Below are 22,388 nucleotides of genomic sequence, written 5' to 3'. Positions count from 1 at the left end.
AGCATATTCAATATAAAGATATAGTTTAGCGATGTTTAAGCGAAATGTAACCAAGCCATTGATTCAACTGTGTATCGTTTTCTCCAGTGTATGCGCCCTAGCCGCTTGTGGTCAAAAAGGACCTCTGCAACCAGCGCCAATGCCTGAAAAAAACCAACAGCAACCACAACCACAACAACCAAGTAACGCCGATGAGTCAGTTAAGTTATAAAGCGGGACAGCTTCATATAGAGTCTAACAACCTTTCAGCGTTAGCTGAGCAATTTGGTACGCCACTTTATGTTTACTCAAAAAGCCAAATTTTAGCGAATTGGCAAAAGTTTCGTGCGTTTTGGCCGAGTCAGCATAAGTTGTGCTATGCGGTTAAGGCGAACAGCAACTTGGCTATATTGCAACTACTTGCTCAACAGGGTGCATGGTTTGATATTGTTTCAGGAGGCGAGCTCAAGCGTGTGTTAGCAGCCGGTGGATCCGCTAATCAGGTGGTATTTTCGGGCGTCGCCAAGTCAGAAGCAGAGATTCGTTTCGCACTCGAAAAAGGCATTGCATGTTTTAACGTTGAGTCTGCAGCAGAGCTAGAGCGGATTGAGCAAGTTGCTCGGGCGCTAAAAACACGTGCTCCCGTGTCTCTGCGCGTCAATCCCGATGTTGACGCTAAAACACACCCTTATATCTCGACAGGTTTAAAAGCTAATAAGTTTGGGATAGCCATAAATGATGCTATGGCAGTTTTTCGCAGAGCTCATACGCTTAACCATATCGAGCTGTTAGGTGCAGACTGCCATATTGGTTCACAAATTATGTCTGATGCGCCTTTTTTAGATGCAGCAAAGCGTATGTTTAAGCTCTTAGAAAGACTGCAAGAAGAGGCAATTGAGCTTTCACACCTTGATTTAGGGGGAGGTTTCGGTGTCGATTATGAAGGCCACGCAACCCTCGATTTAGAAAATTATCTTCAAGGTGTTATTGATCTAGCTCACGACTATCCTAAGCTCACGTTAATGTTGGAACCAGGACGTGCAATCGTTGGGGACGCTGGCGTGTTGATTAGTAAAGTTGAATACATAAAGCGCTCAGCTGACAAACAGTTTGTGTTAGTCGATGCGGGAATGAACGACCTGATGCGTCCTTCGCTTTATCAAGCATGGCACGATATTGTGCCTGTACGTGAGTTGACCGGGGTTGCGGATGGCATCGTAGATGTTGTGGGTCCTGTTTGTGAAACAGGTTGCTTTTTGGGCCATGCGCGCCATCTCAATGTAAACGCCGATGACCTTATTGCTATAAAGCACGCGGGGGCTTATGGGTTTACTATGGCGTCAAATTACAATACGCGTGTACGACCTGCTGAAGTCTTGGTTGAAAACGACCGAGCATGGTTAATACGTGAGCGTGAAACATTCGATGATCTGATCCGCGGTGAGCGGCTTATCGCTGAGGAGTAGAATGATGTTACTGCAGTTCTCAAAAATGCACGGATTAGGTAATGACTTTGTTGTCATCGATAATGTCACACAGAACTTTTATGTGAATCCTGAGCAAATCAAGCAGTGGGCAGACAGGCACCGTGGTATCGGGTTCGATCAACTGCTATTGGTCGAGCCGCCATATGACCCTGATCTCGATTTTCACTATCGCATTTTTAATGCTGATGGAAGCGAGGTCGCACAATGCGGTAATGGGGCGCGATGCTTTGCTAAATTTGTTAAAGCGAAAGGTTTATCAAATAAAAATCACCTAAAAGTGAGTACCAAAGCCGGCACGATGGTTTTGCATATAGAAAAGGATGGCCAAGTAACGGTCGAAATGGGTGAGCCCATGTTTGAGCCAGCCAGTGTCCCTTTTAAAGCTCAGAAACCCGAGCATACCTATGTATTGAGAGTCGCCGATGAGACCGTGTTGTGTGGTGTAATGGGGCTTGGAAATCCACACTGCGTTATCGAAACTGACGATGTAAATACCGCTCCGGTCGCGTCATTAGGTGAAAAAATTGCTCAGCATGAGCGCTTCCCTGAAAGCGTCAATGTGGGCTTTATGCAGATTGTCTCGCGTCAGCAGATAAAGCTACGTGTGTTTGAACGTGGTGTCGGTGAGACTCAAGCTTGTGGTAGCGGAGCTTGTGCCGCCGCGGTCATTGGAATGCAGCAAGACAAACTGGAGCGCCAAGTTAAAGTTGCGCTGCCCGGTGGCGAGTTGACTATTCGTTGGCAGGCGGGTCAGTCGGTAAAAATGACAGGACCTGCAACACTTATTTTTGATGGACAAATGGTGATATGAACGATAACAAACAAGCGCTTGATACACCTGTCATTGATGACACCCTTATTCGAGCCTATTTGGAACAAAATCCCGACTTTTTCGAACGACATGATGATTTACTCAGTCGTCTGTCAGTTTCTCACGAACGTAAAGGCTCGGTATCGTTAGTCGAACGTCAACAACAGAAGCTACGTGAGCGCGTTAATCAGTTGGAAGAAGAAATAACCGAATTAATGATTAATGCAAGGCGAAACGAGGCCATTTTTAAAGCCTATAGTAAATTATATGTTCAATTACTAAATTGCCGAACTCTACAGCAGGCGCTCGATGCTTTAAGTGACACATTTGAAGATGATTTAGGTTTATCGGCCCTAACGTTGAAAGTATTCGATAGCCCCATCGAAGTCAGCGATCAATTAGTGTTTGCGGCAGATACTCACCGTCAGTTATTGAGTAAGCGCTTTGAGGAGAGTCCCATCTATCTTGGACGCTTAACTGAACAAGAACGCAAGCTGTTGTTTCAAGATGAAGCGGTTCATTCAGTCGCGCTGATGTCACTCGGTGATCAAGGTGAAGTCGGCATGTTTGCGGTCGGCAGTAGCCAAGCGGACCACTTTGAGCCAGCAATGGATCCTTTGTTAATTAATCAATTACAAGCCTTGTTAAGCGCCTTATTGCCTCGCTTGCTCGTTGATCATGAAGCTGCATGAGATTCAGCATCGTTGGTTGCAACAACTTGAAGGCGAGCGTGGGTTAGCTCAGCTGACGATTAAAAACTATCAACGCCTGACGGGGATCGATATTGAGCAGCTCGACCGACAAGGTGTCGAGCATGCCCATCAATTGACTCGCTCTATTTTTGAACGACTACTTGTGGGGTGGCGCCGAGATGGTCTCGGCGAACGTTCAATTGCGCTTAAACTATCTGCATGGCGAACCTTTGTGCAGTACATGCTTGACTATCAACATTTAAATGATGATCCCCTCAGTGGCCTAAAGGCACCTAAGATCCCTAAAAGGCTACCTAAAAACCTTGATGTCGATAGTATTTCACATTTATTGGAACTTCCCCTCGATGATGAATTAGCGATCCGAGATTCCGCGATGATGGAATTGCTTTACTCGAGCGGCTTACGTTTAGCTGAGTTAGTGAGCTTAGATATGGATAGTATCGACCTTCGCTATGGACAGCTGCGCGTTGTCGGTAAAGGAAGCAAAACACGAATTGTCCCTGTGGGTAAGATCGCTATAAAAGCGATACAGCGTTGGCTGAAAGTACGGGCCAATTGGTTGGCTATGCGTCCCGAGGTCGCGCTATTTATTAGTCAGCGTAACCAACGTATTAGTCAGCGAACCGTGCAGCAACGGCTCAATTTTTGGGGAAAACAGCAAGGCGTGGTGGGTAATTTACATCCACACAAATTGCGCCACTCTTTTGCTTCACACATGTTGGAATCCAGTGGCGACCTAAGAGCCGTACAAGAGTTACTCGGGCACGCGAACCTGTCGACTACGCAAGTCTATACTCACTTGGACTTTAAGCGATTGGCAGAAGTTTACGATTCGGCTCATCCTCGTGCAACTAAAGGTAAGAAGTCCTCATGATACGTTTCCATCGACGCTTTCATCCGCCTAAAGTCATTAGTTTTGATTTAGACGATACTTTATACGACAACGTTCCGATTATTAAACGGACTGAGGAGCGTACCCATTCGCTCATCACTGAACGTGTGCCTAAGACGCGAGAGTGGGATATTGAGCACTGGCGGCAGCGTCGGTTGGACTTAATGCGACGCGATGATGCCCTAGCAGACAATATGACTGCGCTGCGTCGTGCCACTTTGCTACAAGGCTTTCGTGAACTTGAGATCGATGATGCGGACACGGTAACCGATGAGATTATGGATGCATTCCTCGCCTTTCGCAGCGACTTTAGTGTCAGTGAACAAGTGCATGACTTGCTCGATCAATTAGCATCTCGGTATAGCTTAGTGGCTGTAAGTAATGGCAATGCCGATGTTAAGCGCGTGGGCATCGGGCATTACTTTAAACTTGCTTTACAACCGACCCATGACTTCCGTGGCAAACCCAATACTGACATGTTCGAGTACGTAAAGCAGGCAATGAATTGCGCACCCGAGGCTATTTTGCACGTTGGTGACTCGCCGCAGTCGGATGTTTTCGGTGCTCAACGTGCTGGAATGCAAAGTGTTTGGTTAACCAGTGGCTTAGGACGCTCACACCAGTTGCGCGTATTGCCAACGGTGACCATTGATGACTTACAGGAACTTAGCGCATTACTCCTTTAAGATAACTGGTTGCTTATACAGTATTGGATCATTACACTGAGCCTCATTCAGTTAGCCAAGGAGTCATGCATGAGCACGCACCCGTTAATTTCCGGTTTAAATGAGAAGCAAGCCACGGCGGTAAGCGCTGATGATCGGCCTATGCTGGTATTGGCTGGCGCCGGTAGTGGTAAAACTCGGGTATTAGTGCACCGAATTGCTTGGCTGATTCAAGAACGTCGTTATTCTCCTTACAGTATTTTAGCCGTGACCTTTACTAACAAGGCTGCCTCGGAAATGCGAGGTCGTGTTGAGCAACTCCTCGGTTCATCGGTCAGAAATATGTGGATAGGTACGTTCCATGGTCTCGCTCATCGTCTGTTGCGAGCGCACTATATGGATGTAGGCTTACCGCAAAATTTCCAAATATTGGATAGTGACGATCAACAACGTTTGGTTAAGCGCTTAATTAAGTCAATGAATTTGGATGAAAAGCGCTGGCCAGCAAAACAAGCCCAATGGTATATCAATGGTAAAAAAGACGAAGGTTTAAGAGCACAGCATATTGAAACCTTTGATCCTACCGAACAAACCTTAAAACAGATTTACGAGGCATACCAAGAGAGTTGTGACCGTGCCGGTCTAGTTGATTTTGCCGAGCTGCTTTTGCGTGCGCATGAGCTACTGCGTGATAACAAAACCGTGCGGGAACATTACCAAAAACGCTTCCGCCATATCCTCGTAGACGAGTTTCAGGATACTAACTCGATTCAGTATGCTTGGATTCGTTTGCTTTCTGGGCAAGATAATATCGTCACCATTGTCGGCGATGATGACCAGTCAATTTATGGTTGGCGCGGTGCTCGGGTTGAGAATATTCAGCAGTTTTTAGACGATTACCCTGCAGCGATGACTATTCGTCTTGAGCAAAATTATCGTTCGACCGGAAATATATTGCGTGCCGCGAACTCAGTGATCGCAAATAATTCAGACAGACTTGGCAAAGATCTTTGGACAGAAGGCAATGAGGGCGAGCCTATTAGCCTCTATGCTGCGTTTAATGAAATGGACGAGGCACGCTATATTGTGGGTCGCATTGAGGAATGGCGCGATCAAGGTGGTGCCTTACAGGACGTAGCGCTGTTGTATCGCAGCAATGCGCAGTCACGTGTACTTGAAGAAGCGCTACTGCATGCGCGTCTTCCCTACCGAATTTATGGTGGCTTGCGATTCTTCGAACGGCAAGAAATAAAAGATGCACTCGCTTATTTACGTTTAGTTAGTAATCGTGATGATGATGCGGCGATTGAGCGTGTCATTAATACACCGACGCGCGGGATTGGTAATCGCACTTTAGACATCATCCGGCAGACCGCTCGAGAACAGAAGAAGTCTCTCTGGCAGGCGGCGACCCAGCTTGTAGATGAAAAGCAACTGGCGGGTCGAGCGCGCAATGCCGTGGCGAGCTTTATCGAACTTATCAATACCACTGACGATGAAACGGAAGATTTTACTCTGGGTCGTTTAAGCAATGAAGTGATATCACGCTCTGGTTTGCTGGCGATGTACGAGGCCGAAAAAGGTGAGAAAGCGGAAACACGAGTTGAGAACTTGAAAGAGTTAGTTAGTGCCTGCGAAAACTTTACTCAAGACGAGACTGAAGAAGACCTTACACCGCTTAATGCCTTTTTAGCGCACGCGGCGTTGGAAGCGGGTGAAGAGCAAGCCGATGAATACCAAGATGCGGTTCAGCTGATGACGTTACACAGTGCAAAAGGGCTCGAATTTCCGATGGTCTTTATGACTGGCGTCGAGGAAGGCGTATTTCCTTCGCAACAGTCGATGGATGAACCGGGGCGCTTAGAGGAAGAGCGTCGGTTGTGCTATGTCGGTATGACACGAGCGATGCAAAAGTTAGTTATCACATACGCCGAACAGCGGCGTATTTATGGACAAGACTTTTTCCACAAAGTGAGTCGCTTTATTAGCGAGATGCCAGCAGATGCTCTGCATGAAGTGCGCTTGCAAACTCAGGTACAAAAGCCGACAAGTTATGGACGCTTCAATACCGGTGCAAGTCATGAGGCCTTTGAGCAAACTGGATTTTCGTTGGGACAGCGCGTGCGTCATGCGAAGTTCGGTGATGGAACCGTGCTCAATTATGAAGGCACAGGTCCGCAAAGCCGTATCCAAATAAATTTTGATCAAGTAGGGACTAAGTGGCTTGTGGTTGCTTATGCCAAACTTGAACCATCTATCAGTTAGTTGATCGACATTCGCGTTATGCGCGTAAGCCATAATACACTCTCATTAATGAGGAAGTTATTATGAAACGCAGTGCAAATGCAGTTTGGAAAGGAAGTATCAAAGAAGGTTCAGGTGTTGTATCAACTCAAAGTGGCATCTTGGATGAAACACAGTATTCGTTCAAAAGCCGCTTTGAATCAGGCAAAGGTACTAACCCTGAAGAGTTGATCGGCGCTGCTCATTCAGGCTGTTATGCGATGGCTTTTTCGCTGATGCTAGGCGAGGCCGGCTATGAGCCTAACTCGATTGATGCAAAAGCTGAAGTGAGCTTAGTTGAAGCTGACGGTGGTTTCAAAGTGGATAAGATTCACTTAACAGTGCAGGCCGATATTGAAGGTATTGAGCAGGACGAGTTCGAGAAGCTTGCTGAAGAAGCCAAGAAAGGCTGTCCTATCAGCAAACTTCTCAATGCAGAAATCACGATGGAAGCAACGCTTAACTAATCGGCTCCTGTACCGCTGACTTTTTTAGACGGCGGTTTCGCTGGCGCTGTATCACCGAGTCAAAGGTGTATAGCGCCAACGCACTCCAAATAATCACAAAAGTAATGAGCTTACTCTCTGCTAACGGTTCGTCATACAAGTTCACGGCAAGAATAAACATCAGACTCGGTGCGATATATTGGAAAAAACCGAGTGTTGCGTAGCGAATGCGTTGCGCAGCCGCCGTAAAGCAAAGGAGCGGTATCGTCGTAACTAATCCTGCGGCCATCAGCAACACGTTAAGTTGCCATGAGTTTGCTGTCATATCAGCACTGGGTGAATCTGCGAAAAACAATAAATATCCCAACATGACCGGCACAAGCAATGTCGTCTCTAACCATAGGCCCGAAATCGAATCGACAGGCAAACGCTTTCTTATCGCACCATAAATCGCAAAGCTGCTCGCTAAAGCGAGCGCCACCCAAGGCACTGAGCCAAATGTAACGACTTGTATTCCCACACCAACAATGGCTAACCCAATAGCAAATAGTTGTAACCGTCTCATCTTCTCTTGGAAAAAAGCCATGCCAATGGCGACATTGAGCAGTGGGTTAATGTAGTAACCCAAGCTTGCATCTAACATGTGGTTGGCATTAACCGCCCATATAAATAGAAACCAGTTACCTCCTAATAGACAGGTAGCGACGGTAAGACGAAACATCATTTTTGGTGAACGGATAATCGGCTTTAAACGATTCAGTCGTTTTAAGCCTACGATGAGGATAAAAACTAATATAAACGCCCAAATAATTCGATGTGCCAGGATTTCGAACGCCGGCACTTGTTGGACTGATTTAAAATAGATGGGTGCGAAACCCCAAAATGAATAGGCGGCCAGCGCGAAGAAAACGCCCTGACGCGCTCGAACAGCATCTTCGGTCATGATGTTACCTAGTGATTATCCGACGAGATAAGTGCCTGTACCAAAGGCGATATGCGTACCGTCTTCATTATGAAGTTCCATTCGCGCCACGGCAACCTTGTTGCCTGAACGGATTATCGATGCATTTGCAATAAATTCTTTACCCCGACCGGGACGCAGGTAGTCGACGCGAAGATCAATTGTGCCACACCGACTCAACCGTTCCATCAGGTAATGCTCTGAAGGCTCCTGTAAACGTTCAATCATACCAGCGATAGCGACCAATCCACCGGCAGTATCAAGGGCGGTTGCGGTTACACCGCCGTGTAACATGCGTTGTGGAACATTACCCATGAGTGGATCTTGCCAACGAAACTTCACTTGGCCGCGCTCGGGTGTGAACTCGGTAATTTCAAAGCCAAGTAACTTTTGAAAAGGTACTTGTTCGTTCATAAAAGCAGATACGCGTGTGAGAATTTCTTGGGTATTCATTATTTATCATGGTGCAAAGAGGCTAGGACGCTTACAATAGAGTGATGCGAATCATTAAGTCAATAACAGCTAGCCGATTTTATTATGACGTTAAGTGAAGCTCAGCCGACAACATCTAGCTTGCAGCAGACGCTAGCCAACGTTTTTGGGTATACCCAATTTAGAGCGGGTCAAGAAGCTGTCATCCAGCAACTGCTTGAAGGGCGAGACACACTTGTGTTGATGCCAACAGGCGGTGGAAAGTCACTTTGCTATCAGTTACCCGCAATTCATCAACCTGGGCTGACGGTCGTTATTTCACCGTTGTTGTCATTGATGCAAGATCAGGTCGAGGCATTACAGGCAATGGGTGTTGCGGCTGAGGCGTTGCACTCGGGTCTATCTTCTGAACAAGCCTTAAACGTATTAAGACGCTTACAAAATGGCGACGTATCTTTACTCTACGTAAGTCCGGAGAGAGCGTTGCAAGCTGCGTTTATTGAGCGTTTGCAAACATACCAACCTCAGTTTATTGCGATCGACGAAGCGCATTGTATCAGTCAGTGGGGGCATGACTTTCGACCCGAGTACGGTCAACTAGGTCAGCTACGTCACGTATTACCTAATGTTCCTTTTATGGCTTTGACTGCTACGGCGGATGCGGCAACGCAACAAGATATCATCGAACGGTTGGGACTAAGACAACCCTATTGTCACCGTAGCTCCTTTGACCGACCGAATATTCGCTATGTCGTGCAAGATAAGTATAAGCCTTTTAAGCAGGTCAAAGACTACGTACGCAAGCAGAAAGGCGCAGCAGGTATCATTTATTGTGGTAGTCGAAAAAAGACCGAAGACATTGCCGAGAGCCTACAAGATGCAGGCGTTCGAGCAGCACCTTATCACGCAGGTCTCGCGAGTGAACTGAAAGAGACAACATTAAGACAGTTTTTACGCGACGACTTGGATGTGGTGGTCGCGACAGTCGCCTTTGGTATGGGTATCAACAAACCAAACATCCGTTATGTCATTCACTTTGATATTCCGCGTAGCATTGAGTCCTATTATCAGGAAACCGGCCGAGCTGGCCGTGATGGTTTGCCAGCGGAAGCACTATTATTATACGACCCAAGTGATGCGCAATGGATACGGCGCATTCTAGATGAGCATGATAATGAGCATCGGGGGATCGTAGAACGTCAAAAGTTTTCTGCAATGCAAGCGATGGCAGAAGCCCAAACTTGTCGGCGTTTAGTACTGCTCAATTATTTTAATGAGTTTTCTGAAAAAGAATGTGGTAACTGTGACTTGTGTCTCGATCCGCCAACGCGTTTTGACGCGCTTGAAGATGCACAAAAAGCATTAAGTTGCGTTTATCGGGTTGGTCAGCAGTTTGGTATTTCTCATGTAGTCGAAGTGTTGCGCGGCTCAAAAAACCAAAAGGTACTTGAACACCAACACCACGAGCTCAGTACTTATGGGTTGGGTCGTGATCAGGCACATGAATACTGGTATTCGATACTCCGTCAGTTGATTCACCGTGGCTTTTTGGTACAAGATATCCGCCGACATGCAGCCCTGCAGTTAACAGCAGAAGCGCGTCCCATACTGCGCGGCGAAAATACGCTTGAACTGGCTAAGCCTCGTCTTAATTTGACGTCGGGTCAAAGCAAAATCACTGACCGAGGTGACTACAATAAAGTGCTGTTTAGACGTTTAAGGAAATTGCGTAAAGACATCGCCGATCGGGAGGGCGTTCCGCCGTTTGTTGTATTTAATGATAATAGTTTGGTAGAAATGTGTCAGAAATATCCAACTTCAGCTCCAGAAATGTTGGTGATTAGTGGTGTTGGTCAGGTCAAATTGGAGCGTTATGGCGAGGCGTTCATTGATGAGATAGAGTCATTTCTTACACTCAGTTCGGAAAAGGATGTATTGGATGGATGAGACCGTCACACTACCGAGGCTTCCGAAAGATGATACCGACCAGGAAATTAATGCGTGGTTAACCTTGGTAACTCAACGTATAAATGCAACTATTAAGGAACGAGAATGCAGTGCAGACTTATGGAGCTGGCGTCTTGCGATTGACGGCAAACATTGGTTATTGCATTACTCGTCATTGTGCGATGCTGCGTGGTTAGTGCCACTTGAGGGAACAGAGCAATGGATCGAAGCACAAGTCAGGAAATTGTAATATCATGAAATTCGCTAGGCAGAGCGGCTTTTTATTGGTGATATGGGCTCTGATGTTAATAGGTAGCCACGCTTCAGCGAGCGATATCGTTACTGTTTCGGCGCAAACCGACCGTCTGCTTCTTTCGCAGCACATGACATTTCGCGTGTTGCCAGCGAATACGTCTCTACAGCAGCTCGATATTAATCGTGCCCGATACTGGCAGTCTTTCGAAGCGCTAAAACAAAGCGCGCAAGCCAACAACGACACAACGGTATGGGGGTTGGCAACGCTCTACAATCGCAGTGCTATCAATCAGGCTTTTGTCGTTGATCTCGGCGGTTCTTACGTCAAATACGCACAAGTATTTGTGATAAATCGGAATGAAGAAGTTATTGATTCGGCTGATGTTCGCTTTAAAGATGGCCTGATTCAGCGTCCGTACCTTGCACAACAAATGATGTTACCCATAGAAGTGCCGGCTCGCACTACAGTACGTTTGCTCGTCTCTGTCGAAACCCCTCCCGAATATGTCAATCCAATACAGCTTTGGAATCCCGGCTCATTACAGCTCCATCTGCAACAAAAACAAACTGCATTGGGTATTAATGTGGGATTGATGGTATTGATTGCTGTTGCAGCATTTAGTATGACTCGAGGCAATCGGAGACGTCTTCAGCTGAGTATTGCGTGTGTTTGCGTCACTCTCATACTCGTCGTGTTATTGCACAGTGGTCTTTGGATCACCTATTTCTCGCCGTTAAAGCCCAGTATTGCACAACTATTAATGCCCTACTCGCAACAATGGTTATTGGTTGTTCTGGGGTGGGCATGTGTTGAGTTATTTAGTCGGCTAGCGCGTCAATCGCAAATTGTACGCGGCTTAAAGTTGATTACCTTAGTGTTCATCGTTAGTGCGGTATTGCAGCCATGGGCTCCTATGCTAAGGAGCGCTTGGTGGCTGGCGGCGCAAAATTCAGCGTTGATGCTTACCGCCTTATTAGCGATGTTCTTTATTACATCGAGCCGCGCGCGCAACCGCGTCTTTTGGGAAGCCTCCCTACTCACTGTGCTAACCGTTCTCAGCTTACTGATAACATGGCCGCGAATGTCTTCAACCTGGGTTGGTCAGAATACCATTGTCGTATATTGTGCGATGACAGCAACACTCTTGGCGTTATTGATTGCCAACTTCGAGCGTATATCCGAGCAACTTGCCCACAAAGTTCATCGTTTAAAAGCGGCGAATCTAACTATTCGCAGACGTATGCGACTGTTTCAGCAGCGTAGCTCAGAGGGTTGGTTTGAGCTTGATAGAAAGATGCAGTGGATCCGTGCCAACAAGCCTTTTCTTTCTATGCTGGGATGTTCAAATAAAAGCATGTTGGTGCAACATTGGCCCAGTGCTGAAGATCTTTTCGGTGAAGCTGCTTTAAGCTGGCGCGAGCCAGGTCGCAGTGAGCACTGGCAACAGTTGGTGAATATCACGTTAATTAGTGGTCAACGGCGTTGGTTTTCGGTATCCATCTATCCAGATGGTTTGGGCCACGTGATGGATGTATCCAAGCAAATCGATGCAGAAATGCAACTCAACTATTTGGCCAAACATGACTCGTTAACAGGCTTGCTTAATTTCGAAGAGTTTAAGCGAATTTTCCAGGCGAAGCTCGACAAGCAAAAGCCATGTACGGTGATGTTGATCGATATTAAAGGTTTCGACGTGCTCTGTGATCAGGTTGGAGGACAACATCGAGATCAGGCATTATTACAACTTATTCTGCAAATGAAGAAGAAAACTCCGCAAACAATGCGGCTTGCGCGTTACCCAGTGAATGGTATTGCTATTCTTGGACCGGATGACGAGCAAGCGGTCTTCGCGCTTTGCTATCAGCTTGTGCAAATTGTACGGGAGTTTAGGTATAGCACCGAGGGTCGCGTTTTTCAGTTCACTGCAAACGCGGGCATGGCCGTTGCTAAAGATGCGAACTTGAGTATAGCAGAACGGCTCATCCGACAGGCGCACGATGCAGAAAAAATTGCTCAGCAGTTGGGTGATTTTAAAGTGTACAGTGCTACAGCGGATGATCATCGCCGGCTGCAGACAAGTGAAGAGCGGCGTTGGGAAGATCGGCTTCGTAGTGCATTAGTCAACCAAGACTGGCAAGTATTTCGGCAGCCCATATTAAGCGCATCACTTGAGCAGGATAAACACTGTTATGAAATCTTGTTGCGATTACCCAATGACGATGCACTCGAGCCCGATGAAGCAATTGCTCCGCAGCAGTTTCTAAACGCCGCGGTACAAGCGGGGATTATGGGAAAGGCGGATCGTTGGCTGTTTCGAGAGCTTATAGAACGTTTCGAAGAACAACCCTTTGAAGCAACACGTACTTGGCGTTGTCATGTGAATTTATCACAGCAGAGCTTAGAGGATGCAGACTTTATAAACTTCATTGAGTCGATGGTAGCGCACTCGAATATTCAACCCAAGCAGTTGATGTTTGAAGTTGCGGAACCTATCGCAAACGATCGATTTGAGGAAACGTATCGCCTATTCAAGGAGTTAAATCACTTAGGTTTTGGTACGGCTATCGATCAGTTTGGTACTGGCTTCAATAGCTTTCGTTTGCTCAAGTATTTACCTCTGACTCAGATAAAAGTGAATCGATTTTGGGTTCAAAATATGTTGCTAGACCCGACTGATGCTGAGTTGGTAAACAGCTGCATCCGTTTAGCGCAAATTAATAAAATTGAAGTGACCGCAGTCGGAGTAGAAAATGATGAAACGCGAGCGTTGTTAACGAAAGCTCAGGTTGACTACTTACAAGGCTTTGCCTGCGGTAAGCCGACGTGCTGGTAATGATGCAAAGAAAAAGGGCAGCCTTATGCTGCCCTCTGTTCAACTTGTACTATTTTGCCCAGGGAAAACAAAATAGACTAGCTTTCGCTTTTAACTCGATTCTCGAGTAGTTCTTTTGGCGAACTACCAATATCGATACGCTTAGGTTTCATCGCTTCAGGAATGCGTTTTACTAACCCAATAGTTAACAACCCATTCTTAAGTGCTGCACCCGTTACTTCGACGTGTTCTGCAAGGCTGAATTTACGCTCGAATGCTCGGTTTGCGATACCTCGATGCAGATACTCACGTTGTTCGTTTTCTTCTGCTTTCTTGCCAGTAACACGTAGTACACCGTTCTCGACTTCGATTTCTAAATCGTCATCTTCGAAGCCCGCGACTGCGATAGTGATCGCATATTGATTATCTGCCACACGCTCAATGTTGTATGGAGGGTAACCGCTCGCACTGGTGTCAGAACGAAGTGCTGCGTCGAGTAGTGATGCCATACGATCAAAACCTACGCTGCTGCGATACAGAGGACTTAAATCTATAGTAGCCATAGTCATTCTCCTTAGAAGCAATAACATTTTAATTTTCAATAAAAAGGCACAAATCGTTGTCGCCTTTGCTGAGGGTGACTCTCTTTGAGACCTCACCCTTAATTTCTAAATAGGGACAGGCGTAAGCCAATTCAAGTAGAGAAAGAAAAAAATTGCATCTTGGCAACCAACCCTTTTAAATGAAACTAAGATGAACTAACGAGTACAGCTGTGGACAAAAACCTTTGGCGATGGATTGAACTCAACGAATACGAAACGCCCAGTGTGCCGACAACGATGTTGGCAAAGCGTTGGTGGCAGAAGATGCTACAAACACTCAGACCGAGCCGTGTCGAAGTATCCACCGCAAATTCGGCAGAGGAGGAACCGAAAGGCGTCGAATTTAAGTTTGATGAGCAACCTTTACTGGATTCGCTAAACACGCTATTGGACCAGCAAAACCAAGATGATCCACGTGTCACTTGGCTAGTACTCGCACCGGCATCTCCAGCTTGGAGTGTGATACGAAAATGGGCTAATCAAAACGGCTGGCAACCCGTATCAATGCCTCAGCGTGACTCATTACTGACTTCAAGTTCGGTTGATGAGTTAAATATACCGTCTGAACCCTGGGTGGTGGACGATTTATCGCACGGTTTTGTTCGGCATCCTCTTGGTATACGTTGGTTGCAAAACTTTTTGAGAAAAACGCTTCAGACGCCTCAATCACCGGGGCTTGTCATTTGTGGCAGCTGGTTATATTACTACTTAGAGAAGACTCATGGCGGGCTCAATCGCCAGGCGTTAACGTTACGACCTTTCGATACTGAGTCTATGGTGACCAGTCGCATCGCTGTGAGTCGAGCGCATGCTAAACGTCTGGTTGCGGTGAGTGAGGGTCACCCGGGCATTGCGGCGGCTTATCGTAACGCTTTTGCTGTCGCGGCTGAACAAACTGAAATTGTACTTGAAATGCCTCAGGTGCCAACCGCTCATGGTGAAACATCAACGTTTGTCATTTATGCACTACTTTTACACGGTGGGCTTAGCACGTTTTTATTAGGAGAAGTGCTTAACAGTATTGCGCCCAACCTTATTGAGCACAGTCTAAACTTATTGCGTAGTCACGGAATTGTGAGGTATCAGGATGATCAGTGGTCGGTCACTGAACTCGGTTACCCAGCCGCTAAGCAGTTTTTAGCGCAACGCGACTTTAATTGGACATCGTGTTAGGGGTAGGATTTTATGGACACACAAAAAATTTCCGACTTGTTTAAGACGGTTGATTCAAACGCAGCTCTGCAAGTTGTTGCGATCATCCTAATCGCGTGGCTTATTGTATTTTTGAGTCAGCGATTACTGCCTCGTCTAGCCAACTTACTTCATAGTAAACAACGCTTGTACACGTTGGCGCTGATTCCTTTGATTCGCTTAGTTGTCGTAATCGTCGCGTTAGTTATGCTTGTGCCAATTTTTATCGAGCCGACGCTAAAAAATATGGTCGCAGCCTTGGGAGCGCTTGGGTTAGCTATTGGCTTTGCGATTAAAGATTATGTGTCGAGCTTGATAGCGGGAGTCGTTGCGATTCACGAAATGCCTTATCGCCCCGGTGACTGGGTGACCATTGACGGCGTTTATGGTGAGGTGACCCACATAGGATTGCGTACCGTCGAGTTGGTCACGCCCGATGATACGGTCGTTGCGATGCCACACGAGAAAATTTGGCAACATGCGGTGCTCAATGCCAATAACGGCGGTCCATCGTTGATGTGTGTGGCAGAGTTTTTTTTGACGCCAGAATCTGATGGTTTGGTGGTAAAAGAGGCATTGGAGCAAATAGCATTGACAAGTCCCTACCTACAAATTCACAAGCCTGTTGTGGTTACTGTAAACGATGAGCCGTGGGGCACACGATATCGCTTGAAAGCATACCCTGTTGATCCGCGACAGCAATTTAAGTTCATCACTGACTTAAGTCTTCGTGGTAAACAACGTTTGCTCGACTTGAAGATAGAGTTTGCCAAAGTTGAAACCGCAAAAGTGAACTAATTTTTTAAGGGTTTAATCCGTTTTTGAGTGATTAATGTAAAACTAAAGACTCAATTAGTTAGCAGGGCGCACATCGATAAAGCTGCGGAACCTCAATTATGAACTCAAACTACCAGCATGTATTAATTCTTGAGGACGATGCGGTTACCGCGGAACACCTTTCGAGCATTTTAGTTAAACAAGGTATTACATCGGTCACGCGATTTGAAAGCGGGTTTGAGGTGTTGCATGAAGTTGAACACAGTAAACACCCGGACCTAATTTTATGTGACCTCCGTTTGTCGGATATGGATGGTCTTCAATTTGTACGGTTTTTAACAGAAACCCATTATGAAGGCGATATTGGATTTATCAGCGGCAACGATAGTCGAGTGCTAGATGTTGTTCAGCAATTGGCTCGCTCACTTGGCTACTCAGTTCTAGGGGGATTAACCAAGCCCGTTACGCCCAATCAGGTGGTCCGCATGCTGATGGCGCGACCGATTAATGAACCTGCACCACAGCCTCACTCTATATATTCGTTATCAGCAAATCAGATTATCAAAGGCATTCGAAGTGGTGCGTTGGTCCCTTATTATCAACCTAAGGTTGATGTGAAGGATAATCGGGTGGTTGGCTTTGAATCTTTGGCGCGCTGGCGCGATAAAAAAACTGATCAGGTTTTATCGCCAGCTACGTTTATTCCTGTTGCTGAGCGGTTTGGTATTATCAGTGAGCTGAGTTTGACCTTTTTGAAGACTGTCTTGAGCGACTTTAAACAGTTTCACGCCTTTGATGAGCAGGTCAGCGTTTCGGTCAACTTCAGTATCGAGAGCCTTAGCGATCGTCACCTGCCGGACATGCTGATTGACCTGCTGCGTGAATATAATGTCTCTCCGTCTCGTATCGTGATTGAAGTAACAGAGTCTCGCTTAGCTCATGATCGGATTAATGTTTTAGAGGTTTTAGCACGTTTACATCTAGCGGGTTTCCGTCTCTCCATTGATGATTTTGGAACAGGGTACTCATCGCTTTATCGGTTGAAGCACACACCGTTTGAAGAGCTTAAGCTCGATCGTTCCTTTGTTCAGGACGCCGTCAAAGATAACTCTGCGCAAGCGGTTATTCGCTCTTCTATGCAGCTTGCTAAAGAGCTTAATATGGAAGTGGTTGCTGAAGGTGTAGAGACCGTAGAAGAAGAACAGTTAATAACTCAGATGGGCTGCGGTGTCATGCAAGGCTTCCGCTTTGCAAAACCGCAACCCATTGAGAGCGCTTTTAATATTGAGTGGCCTCTTCATCAAGTGTCTCAGGTAGAAACCCTCCGGACTGGTGACGCCAGAGTTTAGCGTAAAGACCGTCCTGCCCCAGGAGCTGTTCGTGACTGCCTTGTTCAATGATCTGACCTTGGTCCATTACGATCAGTTTATCCATCGCGGCGATAGTGGATAAACGATGCGCAATAGCAATGACGGTCTTACCTTGCATCAGTTGATACAAGTTATCTTGAATAGCATTTTCAACCTCAGAGTCGAGCGCTGATGTTGCTTCATCTAAAATAAGTAACGGCGCGTCTTTGAGCATTACCCGCGCTATGGCAATACGTTGACGCTGTCCACCCGAGAGCTTAACGCCGCGTTCACCAACGTGAGCGTCGAGTCCCCGTCGTCCTTTTGAGTCCTCGAGTTGCTCGATAAACTCATTACAATGCGCGCGTTTTACCGCGAGTAACAGCTCTTCTTCGGTGGCGTCGGGGCGGCCGTAGAGGATATTGTCGCGCACGGAGCGATGCAGCAATGAAGTGTCTTGCGTGACCATGCCAATATTAGCGCGCAGAGTGTCTTGCTGTACTTGGCTAATATCTTGACCATCAATAGTAATGGCGCCTTTTTCTACATCGTAAAAACGCAGTAATAAGTTAACCAACGTCGATTTTCCGGCACCCGAGCGACCGACAACGCCAATTTTTTCACCCGGTTTAATGTCTAGATTGAAATCTTCCATTACACCGGAGCCTTTCCCATAGTGAAAGCTGACATGATTAAACCGAATGTTACCGTGCGGTACGTTTAACGGCTTGGCATCGGGCTTATCAACAATACGTTGGGGAACGGCGAGTGAACCAATCCCATCTTGTACGGTGCCGATGCTCTCGAACAGCGTTGATAGTTGCCACATGACCATTTGTGACATACCGAACAAGCGCAGTACTAAACCAATGACAACCGCCACGGCACCTAAGGTGACCCAGTCGCCTCGCCATAGGACGATGGCGGTCGCAGCGGATCCGAATAATAGTCCACAATTGATAAAATATAGAAAGCCATAGAGTTGCGTGACCAAGCGCATTTGCGCGTGGACGGTGGTTAAAAACTCGCTCATACCCTCTTTAGCGAACCGCGCTTCACGTTGTGCATGGGAGAACAATTTGACGGTTTGGATATTGGTGTAGGAATCGACAATACGTCCCGTCATAACCGAGCGTGCATCTGCTTGTAAAGCGGAAACCTGTCCCAGTTTCGGAACATAGTAGCGCAATAAGATCCCGTAGAGCACAAGCCAAATAGCGAGTGGCAACATGAGGCGCCAATCGGCGGAACCAATAATAAAGAACATGCCAATAAAATAGACCACGACATAGTTAATGATCTCAATAAACGACATGATACATTGCCTGACAGCTAACGAGGTTTGCATCAGTTTGGTTGCGACCCGACCAGCAAACTCATCCTGATAATAGCTCATCGATTGTTTCATTAAGTAACGATGCCCCTGCCAACGAATGCGCATAGGAAAGTTACCGAGCAGTGTTTGGTGAGTCAGCATGGAGTGCACCCAAACCAACAGCGGTAGTCCGATAAGTACGAGTGCGCTCATCCACATTAAAGGTATGAACTGATCTTGAAAAATTGTTTCGCGATCTTGCTGTGACAGCCAATCGACAATTTGCCCTAAAAAACCGAAAAGCCAAACTTCTGCGATGGCTATTCCAGCCATAAAGAGCGCAGTCATCAGCAAATAGGGTGTTGAACCTTTAGTAAAATGCCAACAAAACGCAAAGAAGCCTTTCGGCGGCTGCGTTGGCTCTTCCTCGGGAAACGGGTTGATACGATTTTCAAACCATTTAAACAACATCGATTGAACTCCAGAAAAATTATTGACCGAGGTAGCGGCTGCGTTCTTGGCGCCATGCTTCAGTTTGGATGATAGCTAAGAGCTCGCGGTTGATAGACTCGCGGAGCGGACTGCCTTGTGGTAGTACAAAGCCATAGTCTTGCGAAATTACGCGTTCGGGTAATACTCGGACATTATTATACGACTGCGTACGAATTAGGTAGCGAATGATAGGTTCATCATAAACCACAGCATCGAGTTGACCATTGTCGAGTTTCGCTAAGGCTGTGTTGAGATCGGTTACAGATTCAAAGCCGATATTCTTATCTTCTAACCAGCGCGCTGTCGCTGAAGAGCCAATGGTCGCTACACGTGCATTACCTAAATCTGCAACACTGGATACTTTTGACTGAAACTTAGAAACGGTCAACGACGAAGCGATACTTGCGGTGAAGCTCGAAATAATGATGACGCAGGTAAACATCCAGATCAGACTGACTGCTCGTCCCCCCAAGCTGCGGGGGGATTTATCACCGTAACCCACGGTGGTCATGGTCACGGCGGCCCACCAAAAGCCTGATCCCAGGCCTTTTAGTGGCTGGTCAGAGAACTCTTCAGTATTTTCTTTGCGCTCGAAATACCAAACTAATGCACCGGCAACAAAGAGCACCAACGATAGAATCATAATGATGTATAGAAAATCAAAGGACACAAAGCGTTTAGTCATTGCCCACCAAGTTGACTCGTTATTGACGGGTACAGCAATAGCCAGACCGCCATTGATAAACGGTTGACTAAAGTCTAGTCGTGCTTCGCGTTCAGAGGTGATGGTGAGTGCACCGAGGCCGAGATCATAGTCGCCACGCTCCACACCATTGATAACCTCGTCTAAGGGCAGTGGATACAGTTCATAATTGACGTTTAACCGATCTGCGATATCTTGCCATAGTTGAATTGCCAAACCTTGATATTGCTGGTTACTTTGTTCAATGACAAATGGCGCATTCACGCGTACTGCAATTTTTAATGGCTCTTCAGGCTGCGGTGTCGCCTGCTGCTGTGCAAACGCAGATGAGGATATGAGTACGGCGATAAACGCGAAAACAAAATGACGCATGTGAACGTACCTTATTAATTAATACAAATTAAAGATTAGCAGTTATGATTACATAAAATAGTGTCATACCGATTGATTATTTGAATACTTTGGAAAAATAGTAAGAGGAATGTTCTATGCGAAAACTGGTTTACACTTTGGTAGCGTGTAGTGTGCTAATGACTGCCGGCGCGCTAGCGCAACAACAAAGCTATCAGCATTTTAAGCCGAAGCCTTCTGAAAATTTAGCGCAAGCGCTCGCCAATATTGATGAGTATAACGCGAAGCTGAAATCTTTAACCGAAGGCGAGATGACCGCTCAGGATTTAGCCAAAGTGCATGAAATTACCTACACATTAGAAGTTGCGCTGGCGCGCCTGAGTAAAGAGCTGGATGTTGCGGCGAATTCATTGGAGCAGGTCCACTTAGGTTCAGAGGCCATGAACCAAGCGCGCGTGAAAGGCTTTGCGAAAGACTACCTACGCACGCTCGACACAATCACCTCGGCTAAGAAAAACTAGCCTTCATGAGAAACAAGCAGATAGATGTTTAACCCAGAACTCGGGCGCTTGCTCAAGTGCCCGATCGCCAATTGAAACCTCGCAAATAGCCTTGTCATCATGCTCGGCTCGTGGCAAAGGTAATACGATGACTCCCTGTTGTTGAGCATAATCAACAAGTTTTTCAGCCGCTATTGTCGCGTTATACGGGAGACGAATATGAAACATAGCCGCTTTGGGCTGTGGAGGAATGATTTCGAAGCCAGCAGAGCTTAGCAAGTCCGTCAGGGTTTTAGTGAATTCAACGAAATCAGGCATCTTCGGCAGATAACTCTCTAGTCCTTTGCGAGCCGAAAGCGCCTCGGGGTAAAGTGTGATGGGATTTCCACCCGCGCGACGTGACCAGACACGTGCAGGTTTTATTAATTCATCGGTACCAATCAGGGCAGCCCCAAATATCCCACCTAAATCCTTATAAAAGCTAACGTAAATACTGTCGAACAATTCGGCAATTTGAGCCAGTGAGCGTTGGTAATATTCGGTCGCTTGCCAAATACGGGCACCATCTAAGTGCATACGTACGTTGTGCTGGCTACACCATGCGCGCATCGTGAGCAGATCATCCCAAGACGGCATTGCGCCACCTATTTCACGCATCGGCGTCTCGACAATAATCGCAGTCACGTGTTCAGGGTTAAGCGTGGTGATATCGACCGCTGTGAGCGCGCGCTGCGCTTCACCCATAGAGTGTACGGACAGCCCCCACAAGTGCTGTATCGCATCATGCTCATGGAGTCGTAAATGGGACGTCGGATGCAAACCAACGCCGTTTTTGCCACTGGCTTCGCTGTAACACTTCATCGCAACACACTGGGCGAGTGTGCCGGTTGGTAAGAAGAGCGCTGAAGGTTTGTCAAAGAGTTCGCAGATTTGCTCTTCAAACTCGCTGACAATACCGCCCTTTCCATAGCTATCGCGCGAGTCGCGTTCTTGCGCATACTCGCTTAATTGCACCAACTCGTTTTTTAGAGTCGGTTGTGGATGGCGATGAATGACCGCCGAGGCGGTGTCTAATTGTGAGTGAAACTCAGATTTTAAAGCGTCAGGGATGTGCATCTCTTATTTCATATGGACTTTGCCGCCAATCATTTTATACGCTGGAGTGCCTCGAATCATCGTTTCCCGTGCGAACTCTTGCCCACAACCCGGGCAGTGGCATGGGGTTTGTGTGTGATCCTCGACTATCCGTTCGATAAAACATTTTACCAGTGCACCTTTACCACCTTTGCGATATTTAAATAAAGTGGTTTTACATTGCAAACAAGAAATCTGAACGGTGCGAACGGGTCCTTTTTTGTTTGGCTTAGCCATATCTCCGAATAGGTTGCGTAGATTTTATCTAATACTAACAACTGTGGAGGTCG

22 protein-coding genes are annotated in these 22,388 nt (G+C 46.7%); 15 read left to right on the top strand and 7 right to left on the bottom strand.

What is annotated here, in order from left to right:
- The first annotated feature begins 31 nt into the window (after positions 1-31).
- From lptM to AWU56_RS10870, 8 genes are all read left to right on the top strand, one after another.
- Positions 32-211: an LPS translocon maturation chaperone LptM gene (gene lptM, locus AWU56_RS10905; RefSeq protein ID WP_006954679.1), complete on the top strand. Its 180-nt coding sequence runs from the start codon at positions 32-34 to the stop codon at positions 209-211.
- Positions 192-1,445, top strand: coding sequence for a diaminopimelate decarboxylase (gene lysA / locus AWU56_RS10900; protein WP_286682531.1), 1,254 nt, complete (start codon positions 192-194; stop codon positions 1,443-1,445). Before lptM ends, lysA begins: the two co-directional genes overlap by 20 nt.
- Before the next feature lie 4 nt (positions 1,446-1,449).
- A complete protein-coding gene (dapF, locus tag AWU56_RS10895; RefSeq protein WP_286682536.1) occupies positions 1,450-2,277 on the top strand; it encodes a diaminopimelate epimerase in 828 nt (275 codons plus the stop codon).
- Positions 2,274-2,969, top strand: coding sequence for a DUF484 family protein (locus AWU56_RS10890; RefSeq protein ID WP_006954675.1), 696 nt, complete (start codon positions 2,274-2,276; stop codon positions 2,967-2,969). The genes dapF and AWU56_RS10890 overlap by 4 nt, the downstream gene beginning before the upstream one ends.
- On the top strand, positions 2,956-3,864 hold the full coding sequence (locus tag AWU56_RS10885) for a tyrosine recombinase XerC (RefSeq protein WP_006954674.1): 909 nt from the start codon (positions 2,956-2,958) through the stop codon (positions 3,862-3,864). The genes AWU56_RS10890 and AWU56_RS10885 overlap by 14 nt, the downstream gene beginning before the upstream one ends.
- Positions 3,861-4,568, top strand: a complete 708-nt coding sequence (locus tag AWU56_RS10880) for an HAD-IA family hydrolase (RefSeq protein ID WP_286682530.1) — start codon at positions 3,861-3,863, stop codon at positions 4,566-4,568. The genes AWU56_RS10885 and AWU56_RS10880 overlap by 4 nt, the downstream gene beginning before the upstream one ends.
- Positions 4,569-4,637: 69 nt before the next feature.
- Entirely contained in the window at positions 4,638-6,812 is a 2,175-nt protein-coding gene (uvrD, locus tag AWU56_RS10875) for a DNA helicase II (RefSeq protein WP_286682529.1), read from the top strand.
- Between the two features lie 62 nt (positions 6,813-6,874).
- The gene (locus AWU56_RS10870; RefSeq protein ID WP_006954667.1) at positions 6,875-7,297 is read left to right on the top strand and encodes an OsmC family protein; all 423 of its coding nucleotides are present in this window, start codon (positions 6,875-6,877) and stop codon (positions 7,295-7,297) included.
- Here AWU56_RS10870 and rarD read toward each other — a convergent pair.
- Positions 7,290-8,219, bottom strand: coding sequence for an EamA family transporter RarD (rarD, locus tag AWU56_RS10865; RefSeq protein ID WP_006954666.1), 930 nt, complete (start codon positions 8,217-8,219; stop codon positions 7,290-7,292). The two genes, AWU56_RS10870 and rarD, sit on opposite strands and share 8 nt — an antisense overlap.
- Before the next feature lie 15 nt (positions 8,220-8,234).
- A complete protein-coding gene (locus AWU56_RS10860; RefSeq protein WP_006954664.1) occupies positions 8,235-8,690 on the bottom strand; it encodes a thioesterase family protein in 456 nt (151 codons plus the stop codon).
- Between the two features lie 84 nt (positions 8,691-8,774).
- Between AWU56_RS10860 and recQ the strand changes: the two genes are divergently transcribed.
- From recQ to AWU56_RS10845, 3 genes are read left to right on the top strand one after another with little or no spacing between them, the layout of a single operon-like run.
- Positions 8,775-10,616 (top strand): DNA helicase RecQ, encoded by a 1,842-nt coding sequence (gene recQ, locus AWU56_RS10855; RefSeq protein ID WP_286682528.1) that lies wholly within the window; start codon positions 8,775-8,777, stop codon positions 10,614-10,616.
- Positions 10,609-10,866 (top strand): DUF3630 family protein, encoded by a 258-nt coding sequence (locus AWU56_RS10850; RefSeq protein WP_006954659.1) that lies wholly within the window; start codon positions 10,609-10,611, stop codon positions 10,864-10,866. The genes recQ and AWU56_RS10850 overlap by 8 nt, the downstream gene beginning before the upstream one ends.
- 4 nt (positions 10,867-10,870) lie before the next feature.
- Positions 10,871-13,705: an EAL domain-containing protein gene (locus AWU56_RS10845; RefSeq protein ID WP_286682527.1), complete on the top strand. Its 2,835-nt coding sequence runs from the start codon at positions 10,871-10,873 to the stop codon at positions 13,703-13,705.
- Positions 13,706-13,782: 77 nt separating this feature from the next.
- Here the strand turns inward: AWU56_RS10845 and AWU56_RS10840 are convergent, their stop codons facing one another.
- A complete protein-coding gene (locus tag AWU56_RS10840) occupies positions 13,783-14,247 on the bottom strand; it encodes an Hsp20 family protein (RefSeq protein ID WP_006954656.1) in 465 nt (154 codons plus the stop codon).
- A 210-nt stretch (positions 14,248-14,457) separates the two neighbouring features.
- Between AWU56_RS10840 and AWU56_RS10835 the strand changes: the two genes are divergently transcribed.
- The 3 genes from AWU56_RS10835 to AWU56_RS10825 all read left to right on the top strand — a co-directional run bounded on the left by AWU56_RS10835 (position 14,458) and on the right by AWU56_RS10825 (position 17,603).
- A complete protein-coding gene (locus AWU56_RS10835) occupies positions 14,458-15,459 on the top strand; it encodes a hypothetical protein (protein ID WP_006954654.1) in 1,002 nt (333 codons plus the stop codon).
- Between the two features lie 12 nt (positions 15,460-15,471).
- Entirely contained in the window at positions 15,472-16,275 is an 804-nt protein-coding gene (locus AWU56_RS10830; RefSeq protein ID WP_272978248.1) for a mechanosensitive ion channel family protein, read from the top strand.
- 98 nt (positions 16,276-16,373) lie between these two features.
- The gene (locus AWU56_RS10825) at positions 16,374-17,603 is read left to right on the top strand and encodes an EAL domain-containing response regulator (RefSeq protein ID WP_286682526.1); all 1,230 of its coding nucleotides are present in this window, start codon (positions 16,374-16,376) and stop codon (positions 17,601-17,603) included.
- On the opposite strand, the gene AWU56_RS10820 is transcribed toward AWU56_RS10825, so the two are convergent.
- Together AWU56_RS10820 and AWU56_RS10815 are read right to left on the bottom strand one after the other, a co-directional pair.
- Positions 17,533-19,386 carry an ABC transporter ATP-binding protein gene (locus AWU56_RS10820; RefSeq protein WP_286682535.1) on the bottom strand — a complete coding sequence of 618 codons (1,854 nt, stop codon included), beginning with the start codon at positions 19,384-19,386 and terminating at the stop codon, positions 17,533-17,535. The two genes, AWU56_RS10825 and AWU56_RS10820, sit on opposite strands and share 71 nt — an antisense overlap.
- Positions 19,387-19,408: 22 nt before the next feature.
- A complete protein-coding gene (locus AWU56_RS10815; RefSeq protein WP_286682525.1) occupies positions 19,409-20,485 on the bottom strand; it encodes a transporter substrate-binding domain-containing protein in 1,077 nt (358 codons plus the stop codon).
- Positions 20,486-20,601: 116 nt separating this feature from the next.
- On the opposite strand from AWU56_RS10815, the gene AWU56_RS10810 reads away from it, so the two are divergent.
- Positions 20,602-20,985, top strand: a complete 384-nt coding sequence (locus tag AWU56_RS10810) for a DUF6746 family protein (protein ID WP_286682524.1) — start codon at positions 20,602-20,604, stop codon at positions 20,983-20,985.
- A gap of 3 nt (positions 20,986-20,988) precedes the next feature.
- Here AWU56_RS10810 and AWU56_RS10805 read toward each other — a convergent pair whose 3' ends face one another.
- Positions 20,989-22,080 (bottom strand): threonine aldolase family protein, encoded by a 1,092-nt coding sequence (locus AWU56_RS10805; RefSeq protein ID WP_286682523.1) that lies wholly within the window; start codon positions 22,078-22,080, stop codon positions 20,989-20,991.
- A 3-nt stretch (positions 22,081-22,083) separates the two neighbouring features.
- Positions 22,084-22,335, bottom strand: a complete 252-nt coding sequence (locus tag AWU56_RS10800) for a hypothetical protein (RefSeq protein WP_006954641.1) — start codon at positions 22,333-22,335, stop codon at positions 22,084-22,086.
- Between the last annotated feature and the right edge of the window lie 53 nt (positions 22,336-22,388).

Origin of the sequence: Idiomarina sp. T82-3 (genome assembly GCF_001577655.1) — a bacterium.
Lineage (GTDB): Bacteria > Pseudomonadota > Gammaproteobacteria > Enterobacterales > Alteromonadaceae > Idiomarina > Idiomarina baltica.
This window is presented reverse-complemented; position numbering and strand designations above follow the sequence as displayed.